Raw genomic sequence first — 24483 nt, forward strand, 5'->3', positions numbered from 1 at the left:
GGAACCCCCGTCGAATCGTCATCTGAATCGATCAGGACTATGCTCACCAGACGTGAGTAGACGCGGAAAGATCGTCTGTACCCTTGGCCCGGCAACCGCCACCGACGAGACGGTGCGCGATCTCGTCGAGGCCGGAATGGATGTCGCGCGGCTGAACTTCAGCCACGGCGACCACGCCGACCACGAGGAGTCCTACCGGCGGGTGCGCGCGGCCTCGGATTTCACCGGCCGTGCCGTCGGCATCCTGGCCGACCTGCAGGGACCCAAGATCCGGCTGGGTCGCTTCGCCACCGGCGCCACGCTGTGGCAGACCGGCGAGACGGTGCGCATCACCGTCGAGGACTTCATGGGCACCCACGACCGGGTGTCGACCACCTACAAGCAACTGGCCGTCGACGCGGCCCCCGGTGACCGGCTGCTCGTCGACGACGGCAACGTCGGTCTGGTCGTCGAGCACATCGACGGCAACGATGTGGTGTGCCAGGTCACCGAGGGTGGCCGGGTCAGCAACAACAAGGGCCTGTCCCTGCCCGGCATGAACGTCTCGGTGCCTGCGCTGAGCGAGAAGGACATCGCCGACCTGGAGTTCGCACTACGCCTCGGTGTCGACCTGGTGGCGCTGTCGTTCGTGCGCTCACCTGCCGATATCGAGCTGGTGCACGAGGTCATGGACCGCGTCGGTCGCCGGGTCCCGGTGATCGCCAAGCTGGAGAAGCCCGAGGCCATCGAGAACCTTGAGGCGATCGTGCTGGCCTTCGACGCCATCATGGTGGCCCGTGGCGATCTGGGTGTCGAACTACCCCTGGAAGAGGTGCCGCTGGTGCAGAAGCGGGCCATCCAGATGGCCCGCGAGAACGCCAAGCCCGTCATCGTGGCCACCCAGATGCTGGAGTCGATGATCGAGAACTCCCGGCCCACCCGGGCCGAGGCCTCCGACGTCGCAAACGCGGTGCTCGACGGCGCCGATGCGGTGATGCTCTCCGGTGAGACGTCGGTCGGCAAGTACGCACTGGAGGCCGTGCGCACCATGGCGCGCATCGTGCGGGCCGTCGAGTCGAACTCCACCGAGGCGCCGCCGCTGACCCACGTGCCGCGCACCAAGCGCGGTGTCATCTCCTATGCCGCCCGCGACATCGGTGAACGGCTGGAGGCCAAGGCGCTGGTCGCGTTCACCCAGTCCGGGGACACCGTGCGCCGGCTCGCCCGCCTGCACACGCCGCTGCCGCTGCTGGCATTCACCGCGCTGCCCGAGGTGCGCAGCCAACTCGCATTGACGTGGGGCACCGAGACGTTCATCGTCCCGCACATGCAGACCACCGACGGCATGATCCGGCAGGTCGACCAGGCGCTGCTGGACCTGGGCCGCTACAAGCGCGGCGACCTGGTGGTCATCGTCGCGGGTGCGCCTCCGGGCACAGTAGGCTCGACCAACCTGATCCACGTGCACCGGATCGGCGAGGACGACCACTAGGGGAGCGACTTGTCGGCAGAACATCTCGAGGAACTGCTGACGGTCCTGGCCCTCACGCCGGTCGGCCCGGATGCGTTCACCGGAACGCATCCGAGCCGCAATCCGATCCGGACGTTCGGTGGGCAGATGATGGCGCAGGCGTTCGTCGCCGCCAGTCGCACGGTGTCGGCGAAGCTGCCACCCAGCACGCTGTCCATGCATTTCATCGCCGGTGGGGATCCCACCAAAGACCTTGAGTTCCAGGTGGTTCGACTCCGCGACGAGCGGCGCTTCGCCAACCGCCGGGTCGATGTCACCCAGGACGGAGTCCTGCTCGGCACCGCGCTGGTGTCACATCTGGCCGGTGGCCGCGGGCTCGAGCACAACATCCCGGTGCCGGAGGTGCCGAAACCCGACGGTCTGCCGACCATCGACGAGCTGCTGGTCGGGTATGAGGAAACCGTGCCGCTGTTCGTCGAGGCGCTCAAGCCGATCCAGTGGCGCTACACCAACGACCCGGCCTGGGTGATGCGGGACAAGGGCGGACGGTTGGAGCACAACCGGGTCTGGATGACTGCCGATGCCCCGATGCCCGAGGACCCGGTGCTGCACGCCGCGGCGCTGGTGTACTCGTCGGACACCACGGTGCTGGATTCGATCATCACCACGCACGGGCTGTCGTGGGGCTTCGATCGCATCTTCGCCGTCACGATGAACCACTCGGTGTGGTTTCACCGACCGATCTGCTTCGACGACTGGGTGCTGTATTCGACCTCGTCGCCGGTGGCCGCGGATTCCCGCGGGCTGAGCAGCGGACACTTTTTCAACACCGAGGGCCAGGTGCTGGCGACCGTCGTGCAGGAGGGCATCGTCAAGCATTTCCCCGGTGCCGGCTAGGGACGCGCCGTTCCCAGACCGGAGATCTCCTCGATGCGGTCGCGGAAATCGTTCTCGCACCGGGTTTGTGCGGTTCGGTCCGTGTCGGCCTTTTCCATACAGCTGACGTAGTCACCGATCCCGGCGTCACCCAGGAAGCCCGACCAGACCGGGACGGCGGCGATCCCGATGACGACCGCGAGCGCCCCCAGCGCGATGCCCGCGGTGGCGACCGGCCCGTTGTCCGCCGCACCCCGACGGGCCCGACCGCGACCGGCGACACCGAGGGCCACGGCGATGACCCCGCCGACGATGCCGCCGATGACGCTCCAGGAGAACGCCAGCGCGGCCACCGCCACCACCAGCGCACCCGTGCCGATCCCGTTGCGCGGGCCGGTCGCCGGGGGACCGGGATACGGCGGCGCCGCCGGAAAGGGCTGGTAGTTCATGGGAGGCAGGTTACCCGCGCGCCGACTCCAGCCGGATCGTCGGGCACGTCAGGCCCGCGGGCAGATGGTGGGTGGCCACGACGACGGTGCGGTCCGCGGCGAACAGGCCGCCCGGAGTGAGCAGCGCGGTGAGGATGCGGTCACTGTCGGCAGCGTCGAGATGTTCGGTGGGTTCGTCGAGCAGCACGATCGGGAAGTCGGTGATCAACGCGCGGGCCAGCAGGAGGCGGCGACGCTGCCCCGCGGATACGGCCGCGGCGCCCCCGGTCAGCACGGTGCCCAGCCCGTCGGGCAGGCCGCCCAGCCAGTCCTCGAGGCCGACGGTACGCAGCGCGGTGCGCAGCTCCGGGTCGGTCGCATCGCCGCGGCCGACCAACAGGTTGTCCCGCACCGTGGTGTCGAACAGGTGGGCGTCCTCGGCGAAAAACGCTGCAATGACGGGGTTTTCCGGGTATTCGGCGGCCATGGCCATCAGCAGCGTGGTCTTGCCGCACCCGCTCGGGCCGATGACGGCCAGGTGGTCGCCACGGTTCAGCGGCACGGTGTCCACCTGCAGGCGGGCACGTTCGGCCGGGTCCGGGGCGCCGAGGTCGGCCAACCGCTGGGCGGCCAGCTTGGAGCGCACCCACTGTGCGGCGGCCCCGGGCAGCGCGGTGGTGGCCTCGAAGGCCGACAGCGGCAACAGCATCAGGATGGCCAGCGAGGTGGGCGCCAGGTGATCCGCCAGCAGGATCCCGATGACGACGGCGCCGAGCACCGACACCCCGACGGCCGCCGTGGACGCCGCGGCCGCCGTCGCCGCCGGAGCGGCCGCGGCATCCTGGGCGGCGCCCAGTTCACGGTGCTCCCGCCCGGCCTCGGCGATGACATCGTCGAGCCGGCCGGCGACGCGTAGCTCGGCGGCGTGCTCGAGGGCGACCAGGGTGGCGGTGTCGCGTGAGCTGTGATGACGGGTGGCCAGCAGCTCGGTGGCTTCGGCCGCCCGCGCCGCCAGCGCCGGCGCCAACACCCCGGCGATCAGCAGGCCGGCCGCCAGCACCACCGCCGCCGCCGGCGAGATCACCGCGATGATGCCGACCGCGGCCACCGACAGCACGGCGGCGACGCACACCGGCAGCACCGCGCGCACCAGGACATCGGCCAGTTCGTCGACGGAGGTACCGACGCGCGCCACCAGATCGCCGCTGTGCAACCGCAGTACGGACTCCGGCGGCTGCGCGACGAGCCGGCGGTACAGACCGACCCTGGCCTGGCCCGCGGCGCGCAGCGCGGTGTCGTGGATGGCCAGCCGCTCGCAATAGCTGAAGACGCCGCGCGAGATCCCCAGCGCCCGGACGGCCACCACCGCCACCGTCAGGTCCAGCACCGGCGGCATCTGCCAGGCCCGGGTGATCAGCCAGGCCGCCACCGCGGCAAGCGCCAGGGCGCTGCCGAGGGCCAGGGTGCCGAACAGCACGGCCAGCAACAGCCGGGGCAGCCTGGGTCGCAGCAGCGCGATGATCTCACCGATGGTCATCGGCCACCCCCTCCAGCGCGAACACCTGATCCCCGCTGCGCAGCACCGGCATGCGGTGACCCACCACCACGACGGTGGCTCCGCTGCGGGCTCGGTCACGGATCGCCACCAGCGCCGCGTCCTCGGCGTCGGCGTCCAGATGCGCGGTCGGCTCGTCGAGCAGCAGAACCGGTGCCGGTGAGCCCAGTGCCCGGGCCAGCCCGAGGCGCTGACGCTGGCCGAGTGACAGCCCGGTACCGGCCCGTCCGATGACGGTGTCGAGTCCGTTCGGCAGCATGGCCAGCACGGTGTCGAAACCCGCAGCGCGACAGGCTGCATCGAGATCGGTCAGCGGACCGAACAGCTCCAGGTTGGCCCGCACGGTGCCGGGCAGCAACGCCGGGCGCTGCGGCAGCCACGCCACCCGGGTCCACCACTGCGCCAGATCGACCTCGGTGATGTCGATGCCGTCGATGAGCACCCGACCGCCGTCGGCGGGCACCAGCCCCAGGATGGCCTGCAGTGCGGTGCTCTTACCGGCGCCGTTGGGTCCGGTCAACACGGTGACCGCGCCGGCCCGGATGGAGGCCGACAGGCCGTCCGGTGCGGCACCGTCGCGACCGCGGACCGTGAGCCGCTGCAGCTCGATCTCGATCGCGCCGGCGGTGACGGCCTGCGTCCCGGCGCGCCGCGCCGGTTCTGCCTCCAGCAGACGCAGCGCCGCCTCGGCGGCGGCCTTGCCGTCCTGGGCGGCGTGAAACTGCACGCCCACGCGGCGCAGCGGCCAGAACACCTCCGGCGCCAACAGCAGCGCGGTCAGCGCCGCGACCAGGGTCATCTCACCGAACACCAGGCGCAGCCCGACGTTGACCGCGACCAGTGCGACACCCAGGGTGGCGATCAACTCCAGCACGGCGGCCGACAGGAACGCGATGCGCAGCGTCTCCATCGCCGAACGCCGGTGCGCGGCAGACAGTGTCGCGATGCGGTCGGCGGGCCCGCCGGCGCGGCCGAGCGCGCGCAGCGTCGGGATCCCGGCCACCAGGTCGAGCAGCCGGGACTGCAGGGTCGTCATGGCGGTCAGCGCGGCGGCCGACCGCTCGGCGGTCAACTTGCCGATCAGCACCATGAACAACGGGATCAGCGGCAGTGCGACGGCCACCACCACCGCCGCCTGCAGATCGGCGACGGCGATCACCACGACCGTTGCCGGCGTGAGGATCCCGGCCAGCACCACGGTGGGCAGGTAGCCGGTGAAGTACGGGCGCAGTCCGTCCAGTCCGCGGGTCACCACCACGGTGGCCTCGTCGAGCACCTGCGCCCGGCGGTGCGGGGCCATGGCGGTCACAGCCCGCAGCACCCGGGCCGACAGATCCCCGATTGCGGCGGTCGCGGCGCGTTGGCTCAGACCGGCCTGACGTCGTTGCGCGACAACCCGGACGATCCACAGCGCGGCCAACACCGTCAGCTGGGTGCGCCAATGATCGAAGGTGCGGGTGGTCGGGTCGGTGATGACACCGGCCACGATGTGCGCCAGCACCCAGGCGGCCGCGACGGTGGCCGCCGCGAGCACGCTGCCGTAGGCCGCCATCGCCATGAGGTAGCGGCGCATGCCCGCGTGTTCGAGGGCGGGCGGGAGGCCCGCCATGGTGGATCGGGGTGTCATGGCATGCGCGGTGACAATCCCGCGGGGTCGGGGATCCGCTCGGCCGAGATGCGTTGCCGGAAAACCCAGTACGTCCAGCCCTGGTACGCCAGCACCAGCGGTGTGACGATCAGCGCGGCCCAGGTCATGATCTTGAGCGTGTACGGCGTCGAGGACGCGTTGCGGATCGTCAGGCTCCACGCCGGGTCCAGCGTCGAGGGGATCAGGTTGGGGTACAGGCAGCCGAAGATCAGCGTCACCACGGCGATCACCACGACGGTGGTCATCGCGAAGGACCACCCGTCCCCGCCGTCGCTGAGCACGAGCATCACGACACTGAGCTGGCAGACCACCGCGACGCCGAGCACCAGCCAGGTCCAGTCGGTGCCGTAGGACAGCTGGGTCCACAGACCGAAGGTGGCCAGCACCGCCGTCACCGGCAGCGCCAGTCGGGCGGCGTAGCGCCGGGCGTCGGTCCGCACGGAGCCTTCGGTTTTCAGTGCGATGAACACCGCACCGTGCAGGAGGAACAGCCCGCATGTCGACAGCCCGCCGAGCACCGTGTACGGGTTGAGCACATCGGACAGGCCCAGGTCGATCTGGTGGTCGGCGTCGACGGGTAGCCCGCGCAGCAGGGCGGCGAACACCACGCCCCACAGCAGCGCCGGAACCCAGGAGCCGACGGCGATGCCGATATCGGCCCACCGGCGCCACTGCGGATCGTCGACCTTGCCGCGCCACTCGATCGCGCAGATGCGCACGATCATCGAGAACAGGATGGCCAGCAGCGGAAGGTAGAGCCCCGAGAACATGGTGGCGTACATGCCGGGGAAAGCCGCGAACATCGCGCCGCCCGCGGTGATCAGCCACACCTCGTTACCGTCCCAGACGGGACCGATGGTGTTGAGCACCGCGCGCCGGTGCTTCTCCGGATCGCCGTGTCTGCCCGTCGTCTCGCTCACCCGGGCCGATCCCGCGCGGCCCAGCGGCGCCATCAGCATGCCGACGCCGAAGTCGAAGCCCTCCAACACCAGGAAGCCGACGAACAGCACCGCCAGGGTGATGAACCAGAAGATCTGAAGGTCCATGGCGCGCCTCCCTAGTACGCGAACGAGAGTGGTTTGACCTCGTCCTCGCCCGGTGGTGTCGGCGGGATGGGTTCGGTGTCGTGCTCCAACGGGCCTTCGACGACGTAGCGCCGGATCAGCCAGAACCAGATGACCGCGAGCACGGCGTAGATCGCGGTGAAAACGATCAGCGAGGTCAGCACCGTGGCCACCGAATGTCCTGAGACACCCTGGGACACGGTCAGTCTCAATACCGGATCACCGGTCGGGTTCGGTGCCACCACCCAGGGTTGGCGGCCCATCTCGGTGAAGATCCAGCCCGCGCTGTTGGCCAGGAACGGGGTGGGCAGGGTGAGCAGCGCGAACGTGCCGAACCAGCGCTGTCGGGGGATCCGGCCGCCCCGGGTCAGCCAGAGCGCGGTGATCGCGAAGAGCATGGGCACCGCGAGGAACCCGATCATGGCGCGGAACGACCAGTAGGTCACGAACAGGTTGGGCCGGTAGTCGCCGGGGCCGAACTTCTGCTCGTACTCGGCCTGCAGGTCCTGCACGCCCTGCAGTTCGACGCCGCTGAACCTGCCCTCGGCGAGGAACGGCAGCACATAGGGCACCTCGATCAGATGCACGACGCTGTCGCAGTTGTTGTGGGTCCCGACGGTGAGCACCGAGAAATCCGGGTCGGTCTCGGTGTGGCACAGCGATTCTGCGGAGGCCATCTTCATCGGCTGCTGTTCGAACATCAGCTTGCCCTGCACGTCACCGGTGTAGGTCAGGGCGGCCGCCGACGCGAATGCGACCAGGCAACCCAGGATCGCCGCCGGACGGTGCATGGTGCGGGCGTCGGGGCCGTCGGGGTTGCGCACCATCCACCACGCACAGACGCCCGCGACGAAGGTGCCGGCCACCAGGAAGGCGCCCGCCACGGCATGCGGGAACGCCGCGAGTGCGGTGTTGTTGGTGAACAGTTCGGTGATGCTGGTCAGTTCGGCACGGCCGGTCTCGGGGTTGTAGCGCGCACCGACCGGGTGCTGCATGAAGGAGTTGGCCGCGATGATGAAGTAGGCCGAGGCGTTGACCGCCAGCGCCACGATCCAGATGCAGGCCAGGTGAACAAGCCTCGGCAGGCGGGTCCAGCCGAAGATCCACAGTCCGAGGAACGTGGATTCGAAGAAGAACGCGATCAGTCCCTCCATCGCCAGCGGGGCGCCGAAGACGTCGCCGACGAAGCGGGAGTATTCGCTCCAGTTCATCCCGAACTGGAATTCCTGGACGATGCCGGTGGCCACGCCGAGGGCGAAGTTGATGAGGAAGAGCTTGCCGAAGAACCGGGTGAGCCGGTACCAGGCGGTGTTGTCGGTGATCACCCAGATCGTCTGGAACACCGCGATCAGCGGTGCCAGGCCGATCGTGAGTGGCACGAAGATGAAGTGGTAGACGGTGGTGATCCCGAACTGCCACCGTGCGACGTCGAGCGCTTCCATGTGCACCAACTTCTCGGCTGCGGGTCGAGCCCCTTTGCTCGACTACGACAGAGTGTAGTAGTGCCGCCGCCCCGGTGCGCGCAATCGTGTCGCGGATTACGTCAGCTGGTGGGTGGATCCGTCGCCGGGGCCGGTTCGGTGGACGTGGCCGGGGTCGCCGGGGTCGCCGGCGTCGCGGGAGCCGTGGTGGCGGCGGGTACCGGGGCGTCCGGGGACACGCCGGCGGTCGGCTTGCGCGATGTGGACCGGATCCCGAAGGCGGTGACGATCTCCATGACGCCGATGACGATGAGCCAGATGCCGGTGACCAGGGCCAGCGTGCCGATCGACTCGAACGGCGAGGCCAGCACCACGATGCCCGCGATCAGGCTGATGACACCGAGGAAGATGTTCCAGCCGCGGCCGGGCAGGGTCGGGTCGCTGATCGCCGACACCGCCGTTGCCACACCCCGGAAGATGAACCCGATGCCGATCCAGATGGCCAACAGCAGCACCGCGCTGCCGAGTTGGCGGAACGCCAGCACGGCCAGCACCACCGAGGCGGCCCCGCTGATGAACAGCAACACCCGGCCACCGGCGGACACGTGCAGGCTGAACGCGAACATTACCTGGGCGATACCGGTCACCAGCAGGTAAGCGCCGAAGAAGATGGCCGCCACCAGCACCGAGATACCCGGCCAGGCCACCACGGCAATGCCGAGCCCGGCCGCCAGAACGCCCGAGATCAGGGTCGTTTTCCACAGGTGCTGCAACAGGCTTGGGGGAGCGGGGGTTTGCATGCGGTGAGTGTTGCACACGGGCCACCCGGCCCGCCCTCATATCGACCTTCGTCGACACGTGCCCCGGGCAGCGAAACCCCGGCGCCACCGGCCAGATCCCTGTTCGGCTGACCCTCACGTTACGGCTCCACTACTGTTCCGTTACCGGCGCTGCGCGCCGGATCATCGGTCGTTAACGTCTTCGGCTGGAGCTGTCGACGGACCAGACCGTGACGGCTCGGCAACAGAAAGTAGAGGCATACCGTGTTGGGTGGAATCCAAGACCGCCGGACCAATATTTCGCGCGCCGCGACGATCCGGCGGCTGGCGGTGGTGTTCGTCGCGTCGGGCGCCCTGGCCCTGTCGGGTTGTTCGAGCTCGGAACCGAGCGGTGGTGACGAGTCCCCCACGGCGGCCGCGCCCGCCGAGAAGGTGGAAGAGATCGCCAACACCGTCCCAGAGGCGATCAAGGCCTCGGGCAAGTTGATCGTGGGGGTCAACATTCCCTACGCGCCGAACGAGTTCAAGGACGAGACGGGCAAGATCGTCGGCTTCGACGTCGACCTGATGAACGCGGTCGCCGGCACGCTCGGCCTGCAGCCCGAGTACCGCGAGGCCGACTTCGCGAAGATCATCCCGTCGATCCAGGGCGGCACGTTCAACGTCGGCATGTCGTCGTTCACCGACAGCAAGGAACGCGAGCAGCAGGTCGACTTCGTCACCTACTTCTCCGCGGGCACGCTGTGGGCCCAGCCCGCCGGCGGCTCGATCAATCCGGAGGACGCCTGCGGTAAGAAGGTGGCCGTGCAGGCCACCACCGTCCAGGAGACCGACGAACTGCCCGCGCGCAGCAAGAAGTGCACCGACGAGGGCAAGCCCGCGATCGAGATCATCCCCTTCGACAGCCAGGACGCCGCCACCAACGCCGTCGTGCTCGGCCAGGCCGACGCCATGTCAGCGGATTCGCCGGTGACGCTGTACGCGATCAAGCAGACCAACGGCAAGCTGGAGCAGGCCGGCGAGACGTTCGATTCCGCGCCGTACGGTTGGCCGGTCGAGAAGGGTTCACCGCTGGCGCAGTCCCTGCTGCAGGCCCTCGAGCACCTGATCGAGAACGGCAAGTACAAGGAGATCGCCGCGAACTGGGGTCTTGAGGAAGGCATGATCGACAAGCCGGTCATCAACGGCGCGGTCTCCTAGCGTTATCGAGACACAGGGGTAATCGACACATATGAGTGATGCCGGCTCGCCGTCACCGTCCACGCCACCCGAAGCGATCGACGCCGTACCGCTGCGTCATCCCTGGCGGTGGGTGGCGGCGGCCGTCATCATCGTCATCGTCGGCCTGTTCCTCTACGGAGCCGCCACCAACCCGGCCTACGGGTGGTCGACGTTTCTGGAGTACCTCTTCAACGAACGGATCTTGCTGGGCGTCGCGAACACCCTGCAGCTGACGGTCTATTCGATGGTCATCGGGATCGTGCTCGGCGTGATCCTGACGATCATGAGGTTGTCGGACAACTTCGTGCTCAGCGCCGTGGCCTGGGTGTTCCTCTGGATCTTCCGTGGCACGCCGGTGTACGTGCAGCTGGCGTTCTGGGGCCTGATGCCCACGATCTATCAGAAGATCCAGCTCGGCGTGCCGTTCGGCCCGTCGTTCTTCCACGTCGATCTGCAGAACCTGTCCTTCCCGTTCGCGCTGGCCGTGATCGGGTTGGCACTCAACGAGGCGGCCTATATGGCCGAGATCGTCCGAGCCGGCATCACCTCGGTTCCGGAGGGGCAGCTGGAGGCCTCGACCGCGCTGGGTATGTCGTGGGGGCTGGCCATGCGCCGCACGGTGCTGCCTCAGGCGATGCGGGTGATCATTCCGCCGACCGGTAACGAGGTCATCAGCCTGCTGAAGACCACATCGCTGGTGACCGCGGTGCCCTACGCCTTCGACCTGTACAGCATCGCCACCCGTGAGATCGCCGCCCGCATCTTCGAACCGGTGCCGCTGCTGCTGGTGGCCGCCACGTGGTACCTGGTGATCACCAGCATCCTGATGGTCGGCCAGTTCTACCTGGAGCGCTACTTCTCCCGGGGCGCATCGCGCAAGCTGAGTCCCAAGCAACTAGAGGCGCTGGCCAAGGCGCAGATTGGTACGACGGCGTGACGGATACGCAGCCGATGGTCAAGGCCGAACTCGTCTGCAAGGATTTCGGCGCGCTCAAGGTGCTCAAGGGCATCACGCTGGAGGTGCAGAAGGGCCAGGTGCTGGTGCTCGTCGGGCCGTCGGGCTCCGGCAAGTCGACCTTCCTGCGTTGCATCAACCATCTGGAGACGGTCAGCGCGGGGCGGCTCTACGTCGACGGCGCTCTCGTCGGCTATCACGAGCGCAGCGGCAAGCTGCACGAGATGAAGCCCCGCGAGGTGGCCCGTCAGCGCCGCGACGTGGGCATGGTGTTCCAACATTTCAACCTGTTCCCGCATCGGACCGCGCTGGGCAATGTGATCGAGGCCCCCACTCAGGTCAAGAGACAGAACAAGAAGCTGGCCACCGAGCGGGCGATGGATCTGCTCAGTCAGGTGGGGCTGGCCGACAAGGCCGGCGCCTATCCCGCCCAGCTGTCCGGCGGTCAGCAGCAGCGGGTGGCGATCGCGCGGGCCCTGGCCATGAGTCCGAAGTTGATGCTCTTCGACGAGCCCACCTCGGCGCTGGACCCGGAGTTGGTCGGCGAAGTGCTCTCGGTGATGAAGAAGCTGGCCGCCGAGGGGATGACCATGCTGGTGGTGACCCATGAGATGGGTTTCGCGCGCGAGGTCGCCGATGAGCTGGTCTTCATGGACGGCGGCGTCGTCGTCGAACGCGGCAGACCGACCGAGGTGATGAGCAACCCGCAGCACGAGCGCACGAAAGCCTTCCTGTCCAAGGTGATGTAGCCCGGTGGTTGCCGCGACGGTGGATCCGGCCGCCCCGCTGTGGCGGGCCGCGCAGGTGTTCCGGCTGCTCAGTTGGAGTTACGCGCTGTACTTCCAACTGTCGAAACACTCCGAGCTGAACCGGCCGGGGCTCAGCTGGGTGCTCTTCGGGCTGCTGACGGCGTGGACCGTCGCGTGCGGTGTGGCCTACCTGCGCGGATTCGGCAGGCGCCGTGCCTGGGTGGTCGGCGAGGCCGTGGTGGTGGTCGGTTTCATGGCGTGCACGCTGCTGGTCGCCTCCGAGCAGTGGGTGCAGGCCAACCAGTCCTGGCCGACCACACTGTGGGCGACCAACGCCGTGGTGTCGGTGGCCATCCTGGCCGGGCCGGCCGCGGGGATGGCGATGGGCCTGGCCGTCATGGGCACCGCCGCGGCGCTCAAGGGCGCGATCGCCGTGGACCTGGTGCGCAGCCCGACGATCCTGATCGAGTTGGCGGTGGGTCTCGCCGTCGGGATGGCGGCCACCACGGCGCGCCGGGCACATGCCGAACTGGAGCGGGCCGTGCGGCTCAGCGCGGCCCTGGCCGAGCGGGAACGACTGTCCCGGCACGTGCATGACGGAGTGCTGCAGGTGTTGGCCATGGTGGTCCGGCGTGGACGCGAAATCGGCGGGCCGGCTGCGCAACTGGCCGAGGCGGCGGGGGAGCAGGAGCGTGCGCTGCGCCGGTTGCTCAGCACCGAGGACACCCTCGGCGCCGATTCGCCGGCGGCGGCGAGCGATCTGGGGGCGCTGTTGCGCAGGCACAGTGCCGACCGGGTGTCGGTGAGCGTGCCCGCCGCGGCGGTGTACCTGGACAGTGCGGTGGCCGCCGAGGTGGAGGCGGCCGCGGTCAATGCGCTGACCAACGTGGACCGCCACGCCGGTCCCGGGGCGCGGGCCTTCGTACTGTTGGAGGATCTGGGCGACGAGGTGGTGGTCAGCATCCGCGACGACGGGCCGGGGATACCCGAGGGCAGGCTGGCCGCCGCCGCCGAGGAAGGCCGGATCGGGGTGAGCAAGTCGATCAGGGGCAGGATGGCCGCCCTCGGCGGCCGCGCGGACCTGACGACCGCACCGGGTGGCGGTACCGAATGGGAACTGACGGTGCCGCGGCCGGGAAGGGGACGGCCCTGATGCCGACGGTGATGGTGGTCGACGATCATCCGATCTGGCGTGACGCCGTGGCGCGCGATCTGGCCGACGACGGCTTCGAGGTGGTGGCCACCGCCGACGGGGTGGCGGCGGCCCGGCGCCGGGCCGAGGTGGTCCGCCCCGACGTGGTGGTGATGGACATGCGATTGTCCGATGGCACCGGCGCCCAGGCCTGCGTCGAGGTGCTTGCCGTCTCGCCTTTCTCGCGCATCCTGGTGTTGTCGGCCTCGGACGAACGCGCGGACGTGCTGGACGCCGTCAAGGCCGGGGCCACCGGGTATCTGGTCAAGAGCGCGTCGAAAAGCGAACTGGGCGAGGCGGTTCGGGCCACCGCGGCCGGACGTGCGGTGTTCACGCCGGGCCTGGCGGGTCTGGTGCTCGGCGAATACCGGCGCATCGCGTCGGCACCGGACGTCGAGAAGGCCGGTCCCGCGGTGCCGCGCCTGACCGACCGGGAGACCGAGATCCTGCGGCATGTCGCCAAGGGGCTGACCGCCAAGCAGATCGCCGAGCGGCTGTCGCTGAGCCACCGCACGGTCGAGAACCACGTGCAGGCGACGTTCCGCAAGCTGCAGGTCGCCAACCGGGTCGAGCTGGCCCGGTATGCGATCGAGCACGGACTCGACGAGTGATCGAGTAGTCCTACTCATCTCATCCGGCCTGCTCATGGGTGACGATGTCTGCCATGACCGAACCGCAGCAGGTGCTCACCCGACTGTCCGCCGAGTTCGTGGCGATGTCGCAACAGCTGGCCCGCGCCTCGGCCGAACTGACGCAGTTGTCCGGCGCAATCGGCGGGCCCGTCGCCGCACCGGTTCCGTGGGGCCATCCGCAATACCCGCAGCATGTGCAGTACCCGCAGTATGCCCAGTACCCGCAGTACGTCCGGTATCCGTACCCGGCAGCGGTGCCGGCCGGTGCGGAGGCCCCGACACCAACCCCCGGGACGCCCGCCGCTGCTGCCATGGTGCCGCCGATCCCGCCGACGTCACCGACCGCCGTCGGTGTGGCGCCCGTGCCGGCGCGATCGCAGAACTGGATCGGCAAGGCACTGGCTGCCGCCGGGGTGGCGGTGACACTCATCGGCGTCGTCCTGCTGGTGGTGCTGGCCGCCCAAGCCGGACTGTTGGCCCCGCCGGTACGGGTGGTCGCCGGTGCCGCGCTCGCCGCGGGTCTTCTCGGCGCGGCGTTCTGGCTCGGCCGGCGTCCGGGTGGGCGCATCGGCGCCATCGCCCTGTCCGCCACCGGGATCGCCACGGCCTATATCGATGTCATCGCCGTCACCACGATCTACGAATGGGTGGCCCCGGTGGTGGGGCTGGTGCTCTCGGCGGTGATCGGCGGTGGCGGTCTGATGGTGGCGCGGCGGTGGGACTCCGAGCAGCTCGGGCTGCTGGTGCTGGTGCCCCTGACGGTGCTGGCGCCGATCGTGGTCGGCGACGTCGACCTGCTGCTGATCGGGTTCCTGCTGGTGTTGTCGGCGGCCGCCCTGCCGGTACAGCTGGGCCGCGACTGGACCTGGATCTACGCCGCCCGCACGGCGGCGGGTAGCGGGCCGGTCCTGCTGGCGCTGATCGGCGCGGCATTCGGCTCTGGGCAGCAGCCGTGGCTGGCCGGGGCGGCCGCGATCGCCGCGGTCCTGGCGATCGGCTCGGCGCTGATCCTGTTGCCGCACAGCGCACATCGCACCGCGATCGCGGTGTTGTCGACCATGGGTGCGGCACCGCTGCTGGCGGTGTCGGCGGCCGTGGACGGCGCCATCGCCGCGCTGATGATCGCCGCGCTGTCGGCCTCGGTGCTGGCGGTCGTGCTGCTCGGGGACCGGATCCCCGGCATGGCCGGGCCCGTGCGTCAGGTGTGGTCGGTGCTGGCGGCGGTCGGCGCGCTGGTCGCCGTCGCGGTGGCCTTCGACGGCCGGGCCGCCGGTCCGGTGCTGCTGGCACTCGCGGTGGTGGTGGCCGTGGCAGGTCGGCACGCGACCGGCGCCCAGCTGGCCGCGCTGGTGTTCGGTGCCGTCGGTGGGCTCTACTACCTCGATCTGGCCGGCCCGCAGACGCTGACTTCGGCGACCGAACGCCCTGTGGGCGAAGCGATCTCGGTGTTGGTCTCCAGCGTGCTGGTGGTGCTCTACGGCGGGGTCCAGACCTGGTCGCTGACCCGGCGCAGCGGTGACCCGGACACCGGACGGCTACTGCTGACCGTCGCGGCGGTATTGAGCGCCTACGCGGTCACGGCCTTCACCGTGACGACCGGGGTTCTGATGGGCGGAACCGGCGGCGGATTCCTGGCCGGGCACATGGCGGCGACGATCTGCTGGATGGGCCTGGCGGCGGCGCTGTTCTGGTATGCCGCCCGCCAGGACCGGTCGGACCGTTCGATGCCGATCGGCGCCGGGATGGCATTGGTGGCCGCGGCGATGGCCAAGTTGTTCCTGTTCGACCTGGGCACCCTCGACGGCATCTTCCGGGTGGCGGTGTTCATCGTGACCGGCCTGGTGCTGCTGGGGACGGGCGCCGGTTACGCCCGTCTGCTGAGCCAGCATGATCAGCAGCGCGGGGACGGGCCGTCCATTCTGGAATGATTCCAGAATGATCGGCGTTGCCCATGGCATGACCACCACACGACGCACCGAAACCGACATCCAGGGATTCCAGGCCTCTCCCGAACTGCAGGCCAGCCTGCAACAGGTCCTGGTCGACATGATCGAGCTGCATCTGCAGGGCAAGCAGGCGCACTGGAACGTCGTCGGCACCAACTTCCGGGATCTGCACCTGCAACTCGACGAGCTGGTCGATTTCGCCCGCGCGGGTAGCGACACCATCGCCGAACGGATGCGCACGCTGTACGCGGTCGCCGATGGCCGCTCGGACACGGTGGTGGCCACCACCACGCTGCCTGCCTTCCCGGCCTACGAGCACAACACCACCGAGGTGGTGGACCTCATCAGCACGCGCATCTATGCGGCGGTGCAGACCCTGCGCGGGGTGCACGACGCGGTCGACGCCGAGGATCCCAGCACGGCCGACATCCTGCACCAGTTGATCGACGGACTGGAGAAGCTGGCGTGGCTCATCCGGTCGGAGAACCACAAGGTGTAGAGCCGCCGGTGAGCGCGGTCGGGTCGGCACCCGGCAGGGCGGGTGTCGGCCGGCGGCCGATGAGGTACCAGGTGTGCATCCAGCCCTTGCCCTTCACCGCGACCTCGCCGCGTTCCTCGAACAGATATGAGCCGTTGATGCGTTCGTAGACGTCCTGGGGAACCTGGATGCGGCCTTCCTCGTCGGTGCTCTCCATCCGGGAGGCCACGTTGACTGCGTCGCCCCAGACGTCATAGAAGAACTTGCGCGAGCCGACCACGCCGGCCACCACCGGCCCGGCAGCGATCCCGATGCGCAGCGGCACATCGCGACCCTGCGGGTCGCGCAGCCCGTCGACGGCATGGGCCATGTCCAGCGCCAGGCATGCCAGTGACTCCAGATGGTCCGGGCGCGGAATGGGCACCCCGCTGACGACCATGTAGGAATCACCACTGGTCTTGATCTTCTCCAGGCCGTGCCGGTCGACCAGGCTGTCGAAATCGGTGTAGAGCCGGTTGAGGAACATCACCAGGTCGGCGGGGTCGGTGTCGCTGGCGCGTCTGGTGTATCCGGCGATGTCGGCGAACAGGATGGACGCGTCGTCGAAACCGTCGGCGATCATCGAGTCGCGCCGGTCCTTGAGGCGGCTGGCGATGCTGCCGGGCAGGATGTTGGCGAGCAGGGCCTCGGATTTGTCGAATTCGGCCTGCAGCGCACTTTCGGCGTGGTCGATCCGGCGCATCGCGGACCCCACGACGACGATCACCATGAGGCTTGCTGTGGCGGCCGTGACGAAGAAGTTCGCCCGCATCGCGGCCTCGGAGAAGACTCCGGTGTTCGGCGGCACCAGCCACTCCAGTGCGATCGCAAGTACCGCACCCGAGGCCGCCAGCATGGACGCGATGACGATGTGGTCCGTGCCGATCACCAGGATGATCAGCGCGGCGCCGACGAAGAAGTAGAACTGCAGCCCGGTGTCGGTGCCCAGTTGGCTGCACAGGTAGGCGGTGCTGGCGTAGGCGACGGCGACGAACGCCGACGAGGCCACCAGCGAGCCGAATCGATAGAGCGCCGGAGCGGCCAGGAAAAGCGCAGCACTGACGAGGTTTACCAGGCCGATATGCGGTACTTCCGGTACCAGGATGAGTTCGGCGATGCCGTAGATCCCCACGATGGCGGCGGCGATCCGGGTGCTGACGGTCAGGGTTGCCAGCCGCCGGCTGGCGGCATCTTCGTAATGCCGGCTGCCTTCGGGAAGGTCGGGTAGGCACCGGCCGGGCACCCTTGTTGCCACCCGGCGAGCGTACTCCCGCCGACGGCGCTCACAGGGCCGGTTTGGGCGGATCCGCGAGGGTGGCTGGCAAACCTTGTCCAAAATCGTGCGTAGGGGACATGTCCCCCAAACGGGGGACAGCCAGGCATATTAGCTGACATTGCCGTCAATATTCGCTGACACGCCGACCGCATCAAGATCGAATCTCGTGATCGTCACGAAAACCTAACGGACGTGGGCAAACTACTGTGACTCAGGTCACAAGGCGGTCACGGTCCGAATGCGATCTTGAAACAACATTTCTTTGCCATCTTCGCGGGTTTGGTGGCGAATCTGAATTCTGCAGACGCTGACACGAGTTTGCCAGAAATGGCGAATCGGGATTAACAATCTGCACGTCAGACCGAGTTTTTTACATATTTGGCAATTTGCTGTCAGGTGCGTTAATTTCATGCACAGTGCGTAGGCAACGCCGAACTACCAGGTCTGAGAACGGGAGTCGCTATGTGGGACAAGATGCCCAAGGCTGTCCGAAGAGTTGCCATCCGAGGAGTGATCAGCTTGATAGCCGCGTCACTATTCGCGGCAACGTCGAGTTACTTTGTCTTGCCAGTGAGCAAGCAACGCTCTTATGAGGTGACGCCGGTCGCCGCCATCGAAGAATCTCCTTCGACCATTGGCGTGGCCGATTCGGAGCTGTACATGGCGGCGAGCATGGAGGAGATCAACGCCCGGCTCGATCTCATGCAGTCCCTCGGCGTGACCAACGTCCGCATCATGGTTCCGTGGGCCGGCATCCAGCCGTTGCACCCCGACACCCCGTTCGGCCTCGGCGCCCCGCGCTGGGACCAGCTCGACAAGATCGTCAACGCGGCAGCCGCCCGCGGGATGGGCATCCTCGGGGTGCTGAACTCGACGCCGCTGTGGGCCACGAAGAGCACCCCGCTCAACGGCGAGCCGGCCAACTTCGACCGGTTCGCCGCGTTCGCCAAGTCGGTGGCGCTGCGCTACGGCAGCAAGATCTCGGCCTACGAGGTCTGGAACGAGCCCAACTCGATCCAGTTCTGGAACACCCTGGACCCGGCCTCCTATACCGAGATGCTCAAGAAGACCTACACCGCACTCAAGCAGGCTGCCTCGCAGATCGGCAGCGACATCACCGTCATCGGCGGTGTCATCGGTGCCGGCAAGACCTGGGCCGGCCTGACGCTGAACCCGATCGACTTCGTCAAGGGCATGTACGCGGCGGGCGCCAACGGCTACTTCGATGCGCTGTCGTTCCACCCGTACAACTTCGAGTGGAAGTTCTCGGTCGGTGAGAACCTGGCGTGGAAAGAGGGCATGCCGCTCTACCAGCTCAACCGGATCCGCGAGCTGATGGACTCCTTCCTGCAGGAGGGCCAGGAGCAGGTCAAGATCTGGATCACCGAATACGGCATCCCGACCAACCGCGTCTCCGAGGCCACCCAGGCCGCGTTCGTCAAGGACATCATCGAGTTCTGGCAGACCGTGCAGGGCGCGGGGCCGATGTTCCTCTACACCATCAAGGACTGGCTGAACCCGCCCGCCGACAATGACGAGGCCAATCTCGGCATCTTCCGTCCGGACGGCACCATGAAGCCGGTCGGCCAGGTCATCAAGGAACTCATCGCCTTCCTGACCAAGCCGCCCACCAATCCCGGTACCAACCCCGGCACCGGGACCGGCTCGAACCCGGGCACCGGATCGCAGGCGGGCAACCCCATCGCGGCGCTGTTCAAGGCCATCGGCACCATGTTCTCCACGGTGTTCAAGTTCCCGAACCTGTTCAGTGCCGTCGGATCGATGTTCAGCAACTTCTTCAACGGCATCTTCGGCATCAAGCCCAAGCAGACGGCATCGGCCGCGGCACTGCGCACCGCCGCGGTGGACGTGGATGCACCGGCCGCAGCCAAGGCGGGCGTCGACGCCGCGTCGCCGGCAGTGGTCGACGAGGTCGCCGATTCCGGCACCGATGGCCAGGACGCCGCGGCGGTGACCCCGGTGAAGTCGGAGCCGGTCGTCGAGGCCCCGGTGGCCGAGGCACCCGTCGAGGCTCCGGTCGAGGAAGCGCCGGTCGTGCCGGCCCCCGTCGAGGAGGCCCCGGTCGTCGAGGTTCCGGTCGTCGAGGTTCCGGTCGTCGAGGTTCCGGTCGAGGAAGCGCCGGTGCAGGAAGCGCCGGTCGAGGAAGCCCCGGTCGACGAGACCACGGCGCCGGAACCCCCCGCGCAGGATGCGGGCACCCCGGCCGAGGACAAGGGCGATGACACCGTCACCGGTGACAAGGGTGACGAGTCCGGAGCCAAGACCGACGACACCGGCAGCACCGATACCGAGGTGTCGGCCAAGGCCGAGGTGAAAGAGGCGGTCCGTCCCAGCCTCAAGGCCCGCGACGAGGTCACCGTCCGCTCCACCCGGGGTCCGCGCAGCGGCCTGAAGGCCGTCCGCGAGGCGGGTCAGCGCCCGCGCAGCAGCCAGAGCGCCTCGGCCGCAACCTCTTCGGGAGGTGGCGAGTAGCCCGCACCGGGCACGACGAGGGGAATGCCGCTGCAGGAGACATCCTGCAGCGGCATCTCGCTTTTCCGGGGCGGGCCAGGTTGGGGCCGTCGATCAGTCGGTGGCGGAGGTGTCCGGGCGGTCGCTGTCCCGTCTCATGTCGCCGGTGCCCGGCACGGCAAACCGCGCCGACGTCACTGCCGGCGGCGGCCGCGGGCCTGCGGCGCGCGCCACCGGTACCGCAGCGCCAGCACGCGGAACAGGAACACCGCCGCGGCCACACACCCGCCGACGATGGTGCCGTACCACCCGTACTCGATCAGGATCGCGGTGAGTAGCGCACCGAAAAGCGCTGGGATGGCATAGATCTCCTGATCGGGGCGCAGCACGCTGGGCGTCCGCTGGGCCAGCACATCCCGGATCACCCCGCCGCCGACGGCGGTGACCACGCCCAGCAGCGCCGAGGATGCCAGTCCGAGGCCGTGCTCGGCCGCGGTGACCGTGCCGGTGACGCAGAACGCCCCGAGTCCCAGCGCGTCGGCCAGATCGAGGGGGCGGCCCAACAGGCGGGCCGGCGGCGACCATACGAAGACCACCAGTGCACTGATCACCGCGACGGTGAGATAGCGCAGGTCCACGAATGCCGTCGGCGGCGTCTCACCGATGATCAGGTCGCGGATCACCCCGCCACCACAGGCGGTCATCGCCGCCAGGGTCAACGCACCGACGATGTCGAAGTCACGTCGGATGGCCAGCAGCGCCCCGGAGATGGCGAAGGCCGCGGTCCCGATCAGGTCGCCGATGTTGCGGGTCAGCGCGGCGGCGCTGTCCCAGTCGGCCGCGATGGCCCCGATGGTGTCCATCAGCCCTCCGGCGGGTGTGCGTGGTGCCCTCGGTGAGATTCGAACTCACACTGCACGGGTTTTGAATCCGTTTCCTCTGCCAGTTGGGATACGAGGGCATGCGTTCCTGCGGTCTACCACCTTAAGGGATGCATCCGGGTGCCCTGACCGCAGGACACTCCTGGCGCCCGCCCCTTGTTCACCCCGCGGTCGCCCCGTGTCGGCAATCGCGACACAATGGCATCCATGACCGAAGCTTCCGCAGCACGCCGCGTGCTCATCGCCGAAGATGAAGCGCTGATCCGAATGGACCTCGCCGAGATGCTGCGCGAGGAGGGTTACGAGGTGGTCGGCCAGGCCGGCGACGGCCAGGAGGCGGTCGACCTGGCCGAGAGTCTGACGCCCGATCTGGTGATCATGGACGTGAAGATGCCGCGCCGGGACGGCATCGACGCCGCCTCCGAGATCGCCGCCAAACGGATCGCGCCGATCGTCATCCTGACCGCATTCTCCCAGCGCGAACTCGTCGAACGGGCCCGCGATGCCGGTGCGATGGCCTATCTGGTCAAACCGTTCTCGATCAGTGACCTGATCCCGGCCATCGAGTTGGCGGTCAGCCGGTTCGGTGAGATCGCGGCGCTGGAGACCGAGGTCGCGACGCTCTCGGAACGGTTGGAGACCCGCAAGCTCGTCGAGCGTGCCAAGGGTTTGCTCCAGGCGAACCAGGGGATGACCGAGCCGGAGGCGTTCAAGTGGATCCAGCGCGCCGCGATGGATCGGCGCACCACCATGAAGCGGGTCGCCGAGGTGGTTCTGGAGACCCTCGAGGCGCCCGGCGGCGACGCGGCCGAGGCGCAGAAATAGGCCGCTCGGCAGGCGCTGTCGGTTAAGACTGCGTTTCCGGCTCGTCTCTTCCGCCAAATCAGCTGGCCGATCCGCGCCACACGTCGCCGAACATCACGCGATACGGCGATGTTGTGGCTAAGGTCGTCGGCGAAGCATCACCGACCCGGTTGTCCCGACCGGTCCGAAGATGCCGACTGGAGAACAGGGAACCGGAGGTGAGACGTGCGCGGTCACGTGGCACGCAAGGCATTTGCTCTCGGTGGCGCCGGTCTGATGGCGTTGGCGATTGCCGGCTGCAGTCAGAGCACGCCCGAAGAGGAGGCGGCCCAGACGAATCTGAAGATCGTCGAGAAGGTGCAGATCGACGAGAACGGCGGCGAGGTGGCGGCCGCGACCGGCGCCACCCCGGCCGATCCGGCCGGAGACGGCAAGGCCACCTGCCCGCCCGTCTCGATCGCCATGGCCGGCGCGCTCAACGGTCCGGACGCGGCGCTGGGTATCAACATCAGAAATGGTGTGCAGTTGGCCGTCGACAAGCACAATGCCGCCAACCAGGGCTGCCAGGTGCAGCTCAAGACGTTCGACACCGAGGGTGATCCGCAGAAGGCGTCCAACATCGCCCCGCGCATCGTCGAGGACCAGTACACGATCGGCCTGGTCGGTCCGGCGTTCTCGGGCGAGACCAAGGCCACCGGCGGCGTGTTCGACCAGGCCGGTCTGGTCGCGGTCACCGCGTCGGCCACCAACGTCACGTTGTCCGAGAACGGCTGGAAGACCTTCTTCCGTGGCCTGGCCAACGACGGCGTGCAGGGTCCGTCGGTTGCCAACTACCTGAAGAACACGTTGGGCCACAAGAAGATCTGCGTCGTCGACGACAGCACCGACTACGGTCTGGGCCTGGCCACCGCCGTGCGCGACACGCTCGGACCGGTCGCCGACCCGGCGTGCAACATCTCGGTCAAGAAGGGCGATAAGGACTTCTCGGCCGCGGTCACCCAGATCAACGGTGCGGCGCCGGAATCGGTGTTCTTCGGCGGCTACTACGCCGAGGCGGCACCGCTGGTGCAGCAGCTGCGCGACGGCGGCTTCGAGGGCACCTTCGTCAGCGCCGACGGCAGCAAGGACAACGAGTTCGTCAAGCAGGCCGGCGAGTCCTCCAAGGGGGCGCTGCTGGCCTGCCCCTGCGGCCCGGCCACCGGCACGTTCGCCGAGGAGTACACCGAGAAGTTCGGCCAGGAGCCGGGTACCTACAGCACCGAGGGTTACGACCTGGGCACCATCCTGCTCAAGGGCATCGACTCCGGCGCCATCACCCGACCCGCCCTGCTGGACTTCGTCCGCAACTATCAGGGGCAGGGGGTGGCCCGCGAGTACCAGTGGTCGCCCGTGGGTGAGCTCACCTCCACACTGATCTGGGTGTACGACGTCCAGTAACCGTTGACGCGAAGCGCGTCCGGGAGCGCAGGCCTCCGGACGCGCTTCGCTCGTCTCTAGCCACCCTGGACCGAGAACCTCCCGAGGAGCCCAGCACCGGATGAATCTGGCCGCCAACATCAACTTCAACGTCGGGGCGCTGGTCGACAGCTTCTGGCAGTTGACGATCGACGGCCTGTCCTGGGGCGCGATCTACGCCCTGGTCGCCGTCGGCTACACGCTGGTCTTCGGCGTGCTGCGCCTGATCAACTTCGCGCACTCCGAGATCTTCATGCTCGGCATGTTCGGCGCCTACTTCGCGCTCGACATCATCCTCGGATTCACCCCGAGCGGTAACGCCTACAACCGCGGGGTCGCGTTGACCATCCTGTATCTCGGGGTGGCCATGCTATTCGCGATGCTGGTCTCCGGCGGTGCGGCGGTCGGCCTGGAGTTCATCGCCTACCGACCGCTGCGCAAACGCAACGCGCGGGCACTGACCTTCCTGATCACCGCCATCGGCATGTCGTTCGTGCTGCAGCAGTTCGTGCTCTTCATCCTGCCCTCCCTGATACCGGGGTACGGCGGCCCCAACGCCCAGCAGCCGATAGTGCTGGTGCAACCGAAGACCCAGTTCGAGTTGTTCGGGGTGGCGATCTCCAACACCACCATCGTGATCATCGGCGCGGCCCTGCTGCTGGCGTTGCTGACCGACCTGGCGCTCAACCGGACCAAGCTCGGCCGCGGTGTGCGCGCCGTCGCACAGGATCCCAATACCGCGACCCTGATGGGCGTCTCGCGGGAACGGGTGATCATGACGACGTTCCTCATCGGCGGCCTGCTAGCCGGTGCGGCCGCGCTGCTCTACACGTTGAAAGTGCCGCAGGGCATCATCTACTCCGGCGGATTCCTGTTGGGTATCAAGGCGTTCTCGGCGGCGGTGCTCGGCGGTATCGGCAACCTGCGGGGCGCGCTGCTGGGCGGTCTGCTGCTCGGCGTCATGGAGAACTACGGCCAGGCTGTGTTCGGCACCCAGTGGCGTGATGTGGTGGCCTTCGTGCTGCTGGTCCTGGTGCTGTTGATCAGGCCGACCGGCATTCTCGGGGAGAGCCTCGGAAAGGCACGCGTATGAGCGACGCTTGCGGAGCGAATCGACGGTATTCATGCGGCGTCCGAGCCTGCGAGGAGGGCGTATGAGCGA

Annotated in this window: 21 protein-coding genes and 1 tRNA gene; 13 read left to right on the top strand and 9 right to left on the bottom strand. The window is 68.2% G+C overall.

What is annotated here, in order from left to right:
- Window positions 1-52 precede the first annotated feature (52 nt).
- Window positions 53-1471 carry a pyruvate kinase gene (gene pyk / locus BST17_RS26465; RefSeq protein ID WP_083061987.1) on the top strand — a complete coding sequence of 473 codons (1419 nt, stop codon included), beginning with the start codon at window positions 53-55 and terminating at the stop codon, window positions 1469-1471.
- Window positions 1472-1480: 9 nt separating this feature from the next.
- Window positions 1481-2347: an acyl-CoA thioesterase II gene (locus tag BST17_RS26470; RefSeq protein WP_083061989.1), complete on the top strand. Its 867-nt coding sequence runs from the start codon at window positions 1481-1483 to the stop codon at window positions 2345-2347.
- Here the strand turns inward: BST17_RS26470 and BST17_RS26475 are convergent.
- The 6 genes from BST17_RS26475 to BST17_RS26500 all read right to left on the bottom strand — a co-directional run bounded on the left by BST17_RS26475 (window position 2344) and on the right by BST17_RS26500 (window position 9260).
- The gene (locus BST17_RS26475) at window positions 2344-2775 is read right to left on the bottom strand and encodes a DUF4190 domain-containing protein (protein WP_109750311.1); all 432 of its coding nucleotides are present in this window, start codon (window positions 2773-2775) and stop codon (window positions 2344-2346) included. The genes BST17_RS26470 and BST17_RS26475 overlap by 4 nt on opposite strands.
- Before the next feature lie 10 nt (window positions 2776-2785).
- Window positions 2786-4291 carry an ATP-binding cassette domain-containing protein gene (locus tag BST17_RS26480; RefSeq protein WP_083061992.1) on the bottom strand — a complete coding sequence of 502 codons (1506 nt, stop codon included), beginning with the start codon at window positions 4289-4291 and terminating at the stop codon, window positions 2786-2788.
- Window positions 4278-5882 (bottom strand): thiol reductant ABC exporter subunit CydD, encoded by a 1605-nt coding sequence (cydD, locus tag BST17_RS26485; protein ID WP_165762358.1) that lies wholly within the window; start codon window positions 5880-5882, stop codon window positions 4278-4280. Before cydD ends, BST17_RS26480 begins: the two co-directional genes overlap by 14 nt.
- 50 nt (window positions 5883-5932) lie before the next feature.
- A complete protein-coding gene (gene cydB, locus BST17_RS26490) occupies window positions 5933-7003 on the bottom strand; it encodes a cytochrome d ubiquinol oxidase subunit II (protein ID WP_083061993.1) in 1071 nt (356 codons plus the stop codon).
- 11 nt (window positions 7004-7014) lie between these two features.
- Complete coding sequence (locus BST17_RS26495) at window positions 7015-8463, bottom strand: cytochrome ubiquinol oxidase subunit I (protein ID WP_083061994.1); 1449 nt, start codon at window positions 8461-8463, stop codon at window positions 7015-7017.
- Between the two features lie 101 nt (window positions 8464-8564).
- The gene (locus tag BST17_RS26500; RefSeq protein ID WP_083061995.1) at window positions 8565-9260 is read right to left on the bottom strand and encodes an HdeD family acid-resistance protein; all 696 of its coding nucleotides are present in this window, start codon (window positions 9258-9260) and stop codon (window positions 8565-8567) included.
- Between the two features lie 225 nt (window positions 9261-9485).
- On the opposite strand from BST17_RS26500, the gene BST17_RS26505 reads away from it, so the two are divergent.
- Genes BST17_RS26505 through BST17_RS26535 form a run of 7 tightly spaced genes read left to right on the top strand, consistent with a single transcriptional unit; the run spans window position 9486 to window position 16415 of the window.
- The gene (locus tag BST17_RS26505) at window positions 9486-10421 is read left to right on the top strand and encodes an ABC transporter substrate-binding protein (protein ID WP_083061996.1); all 936 of its coding nucleotides are present in this window, start codon (window positions 9486-9488) and stop codon (window positions 10419-10421) included.
- A gap of 31 nt (window positions 10422-10452) precedes the next feature.
- Window positions 10453-11379 (top strand): amino acid ABC transporter permease, encoded by a 927-nt coding sequence (locus tag BST17_RS26510; protein WP_083061997.1) that lies wholly within the window; start codon window positions 10453-10455, stop codon window positions 11377-11379.
- 14 nt (window positions 11380-11393) lie between these two features.
- Window positions 11394-12146: an amino acid ABC transporter ATP-binding protein gene (locus tag BST17_RS26515; protein WP_083061998.1), complete on the top strand. Its 753-nt coding sequence runs from the start codon at window positions 11394-11396 to the stop codon at window positions 12144-12146.
- 4 nt (window positions 12147-12150) lie between these two features.
- Entirely contained in the window at window positions 12151-13299 is a 1149-nt protein-coding gene (gene macS, locus BST17_RS26520; protein WP_109750312.1) for a MacS family sensor histidine kinase, read from the top strand.
- The gene (locus BST17_RS26525; RefSeq protein WP_083062011.1) at window positions 13299-13949 is read left to right on the top strand and encodes a response regulator; all 651 of its coding nucleotides are present in this window, start codon (window positions 13299-13301) and stop codon (window positions 13947-13949) included. Before macS ends, BST17_RS26525 begins: the two co-directional genes overlap by 1 nt.
- Window positions 13950-14002: 53 nt before the next feature.
- The gene (locus BST17_RS26530) at window positions 14003-15898 is read left to right on the top strand and encodes a DUF2339 domain-containing protein (protein ID WP_083061999.1); all 1896 of its coding nucleotides are present in this window, start codon (window positions 14003-14005) and stop codon (window positions 15896-15898) included.
- A 28-nt stretch (window positions 15899-15926) separates the two neighbouring features.
- Entirely contained in the window at window positions 15927-16415 is a 489-nt protein-coding gene (locus BST17_RS26535) for a Dps family protein (RefSeq protein WP_083062000.1), read from the top strand.
- Here BST17_RS26535 and BST17_RS26540 read toward each other — a convergent pair.
- Entirely contained in the window at window positions 16387-17688 is a 1302-nt protein-coding gene (locus tag BST17_RS26540; protein ID WP_083062001.1) for an adenylate/guanylate cyclase domain-containing protein, read from the bottom strand. The genes BST17_RS26535 and BST17_RS26540 overlap by 29 nt on opposite strands.
- 660 nt (window positions 17689-18348) lie before the next feature.
- On the opposite strand from BST17_RS26540, the gene BST17_RS26545 reads away from it, so the two are divergent.
- A complete protein-coding gene (locus tag BST17_RS26545; RefSeq protein WP_165762357.1) occupies window positions 18349-20202 on the top strand; it encodes a cellulase family glycosylhydrolase in 1854 nt (617 codons plus the stop codon).
- A 173-nt stretch (window positions 20203-20375) separates the two neighbouring features.
- On the opposite strand, the gene BST17_RS26550 is transcribed toward BST17_RS26545, so the two are convergent.
- Together BST17_RS26550 and BST17_RS26555 are read right to left on the bottom strand one after the other, a co-directional pair.
- Window positions 20376-21044: a trimeric intracellular cation channel family protein gene (locus BST17_RS26550; protein WP_083062003.1), complete on the bottom strand. Its 669-nt coding sequence runs from the start codon at window positions 21042-21044 to the stop codon at window positions 20376-20378.
- 21 nt (window positions 21045-21065) lie between these two features.
- Window positions 21066-21142, bottom strand: a tRNA-Leu gene (locus BST17_RS26555).
- Between the two features lie 118 nt (window positions 21143-21260).
- On the opposite strand from BST17_RS26555, the gene BST17_RS26560 reads away from it, so the two are divergent.
- From BST17_RS26560 to BST17_RS26570, 3 genes are all read left to right on the top strand, one after another.
- Window positions 21261-21887, top strand: coding sequence for a two-component system response regulator PdtaR (locus BST17_RS26560; RefSeq protein WP_083062004.1), 627 nt, complete (start codon window positions 21261-21263; stop codon window positions 21885-21887).
- 204 nt (window positions 21888-22091) lie between these two features.
- Window positions 22092-23303 carry a branched-chain amino acid ABC transporter substrate-binding protein gene (locus tag BST17_RS26565; protein ID WP_083062005.1) on the top strand — a complete coding sequence of 404 codons (1212 nt, stop codon included), beginning with the start codon at window positions 22092-22094 and terminating at the stop codon, window positions 23301-23303.
- Window positions 23304-23403: 100 nt separating this feature from the next.
- Window positions 23404-24414, top strand: coding sequence for a branched-chain amino acid ABC transporter permease (locus BST17_RS26570; protein WP_083062006.1), 1011 nt, complete (start codon window positions 23404-23406; stop codon window positions 24412-24414).
- Window positions 24415-24483 lie beyond the last annotated feature (69 nt).

It is taken from the genome of Mycolicibacterium bacteremicum (genome assembly GCF_002086115.1).
Lineage (GTDB): Bacteria > Actinomycetota > Actinomycetes > Mycobacteriales > Mycobacteriaceae > Mycobacterium > Mycobacterium bacteremicum.

What these genes read in the sequence shown, in the direction of transcription:
- BST17_RS26480 (WP_083061992.1), bottom strand. Translation starts at nt 4,291, where the DNA reads ATGACCATCGGTGAGATCATCGCGCTGCTGCGACCCAGGCTGCCCCGG.
- BST17_RS26495 (WP_083061994.1), bottom strand. Translation starts at nt 8,463, where the DNA reads ATGGAAGCGCTCGACGTCGCACGGTGGCAGTTCGGGATCACCACCGTC.
- BST17_RS26570 (WP_083062006.1), top strand. Translation starts at nt 23,404, where the DNA reads ATGAATCTGGCCGCCAACATCAACTTCAACGTCGGGGCGCTGGTCGAC.
- BST17_RS26530 (WP_083061999.1), top strand. Translation starts at nt 14,003, where the DNA reads ATGACCGAACCGCAGCAGGTGCTCACCCGACTGTCCGCCGAGTTCGTG.
- BST17_RS26475 (WP_109750311.1), bottom strand. Translation starts at nt 2,775, where the DNA reads ATGAACTACCAGCCCTTTCCGGCGGCGCCGCCGTATCCCGGTCCCCCG.
- BST17_RS26525 (WP_083062011.1), top strand. Translation starts at nt 13,299, where the DNA reads ATGCCGACGGTGATGGTGGTCGACGATCATCCGATCTGGCGTGACGCC.
- BST17_RS26550 (WP_083062003.1), bottom strand. Translation starts at nt 21,044, where the DNA reads ATGGACACCATCGGGGCCATCGCGGCCGACTGGGACAGCGCCGCCGCG.
- BST17_RS26515 (WP_083061998.1), top strand. Translation starts at nt 11,394, where the DNA reads ATGGTCAAGGCCGAACTCGTCTGCAAGGATTTCGGCGCGCTCAAGGTG.
- BST17_RS26535 (WP_083062000.1), top strand. Translation starts at nt 15,927, where the DNA reads ATGACCACCACACGACGCACCGAAACCGACATCCAGGGATTCCAGGCC.
- cydD (WP_165762358.1), bottom strand. Translation starts at nt 5,882, where the DNA reads ATGCGCCGCTACCTCATGGCGATGGCGGCCTACGGCAGCGTGCTCGCG.
- cydB (WP_083061993.1), bottom strand. Translation starts at nt 7,003, where the DNA reads ATGGACCTTCAGATCTTCTGGTTCATCACCCTGGCGGTGCTGTTCGTC.
- BST17_RS26560 (WP_083062004.1), top strand. Translation starts at nt 21,261, where the DNA reads ATGGCATCCATGACCGAAGCTTCCGCAGCACGCCGCGTGCTCATCGCC.
- BST17_RS26510 (WP_083061997.1), top strand. Translation starts at nt 10,453, where the DNA reads ATGAGTGATGCCGGCTCGCCGTCACCGTCCACGCCACCCGAAGCGATC.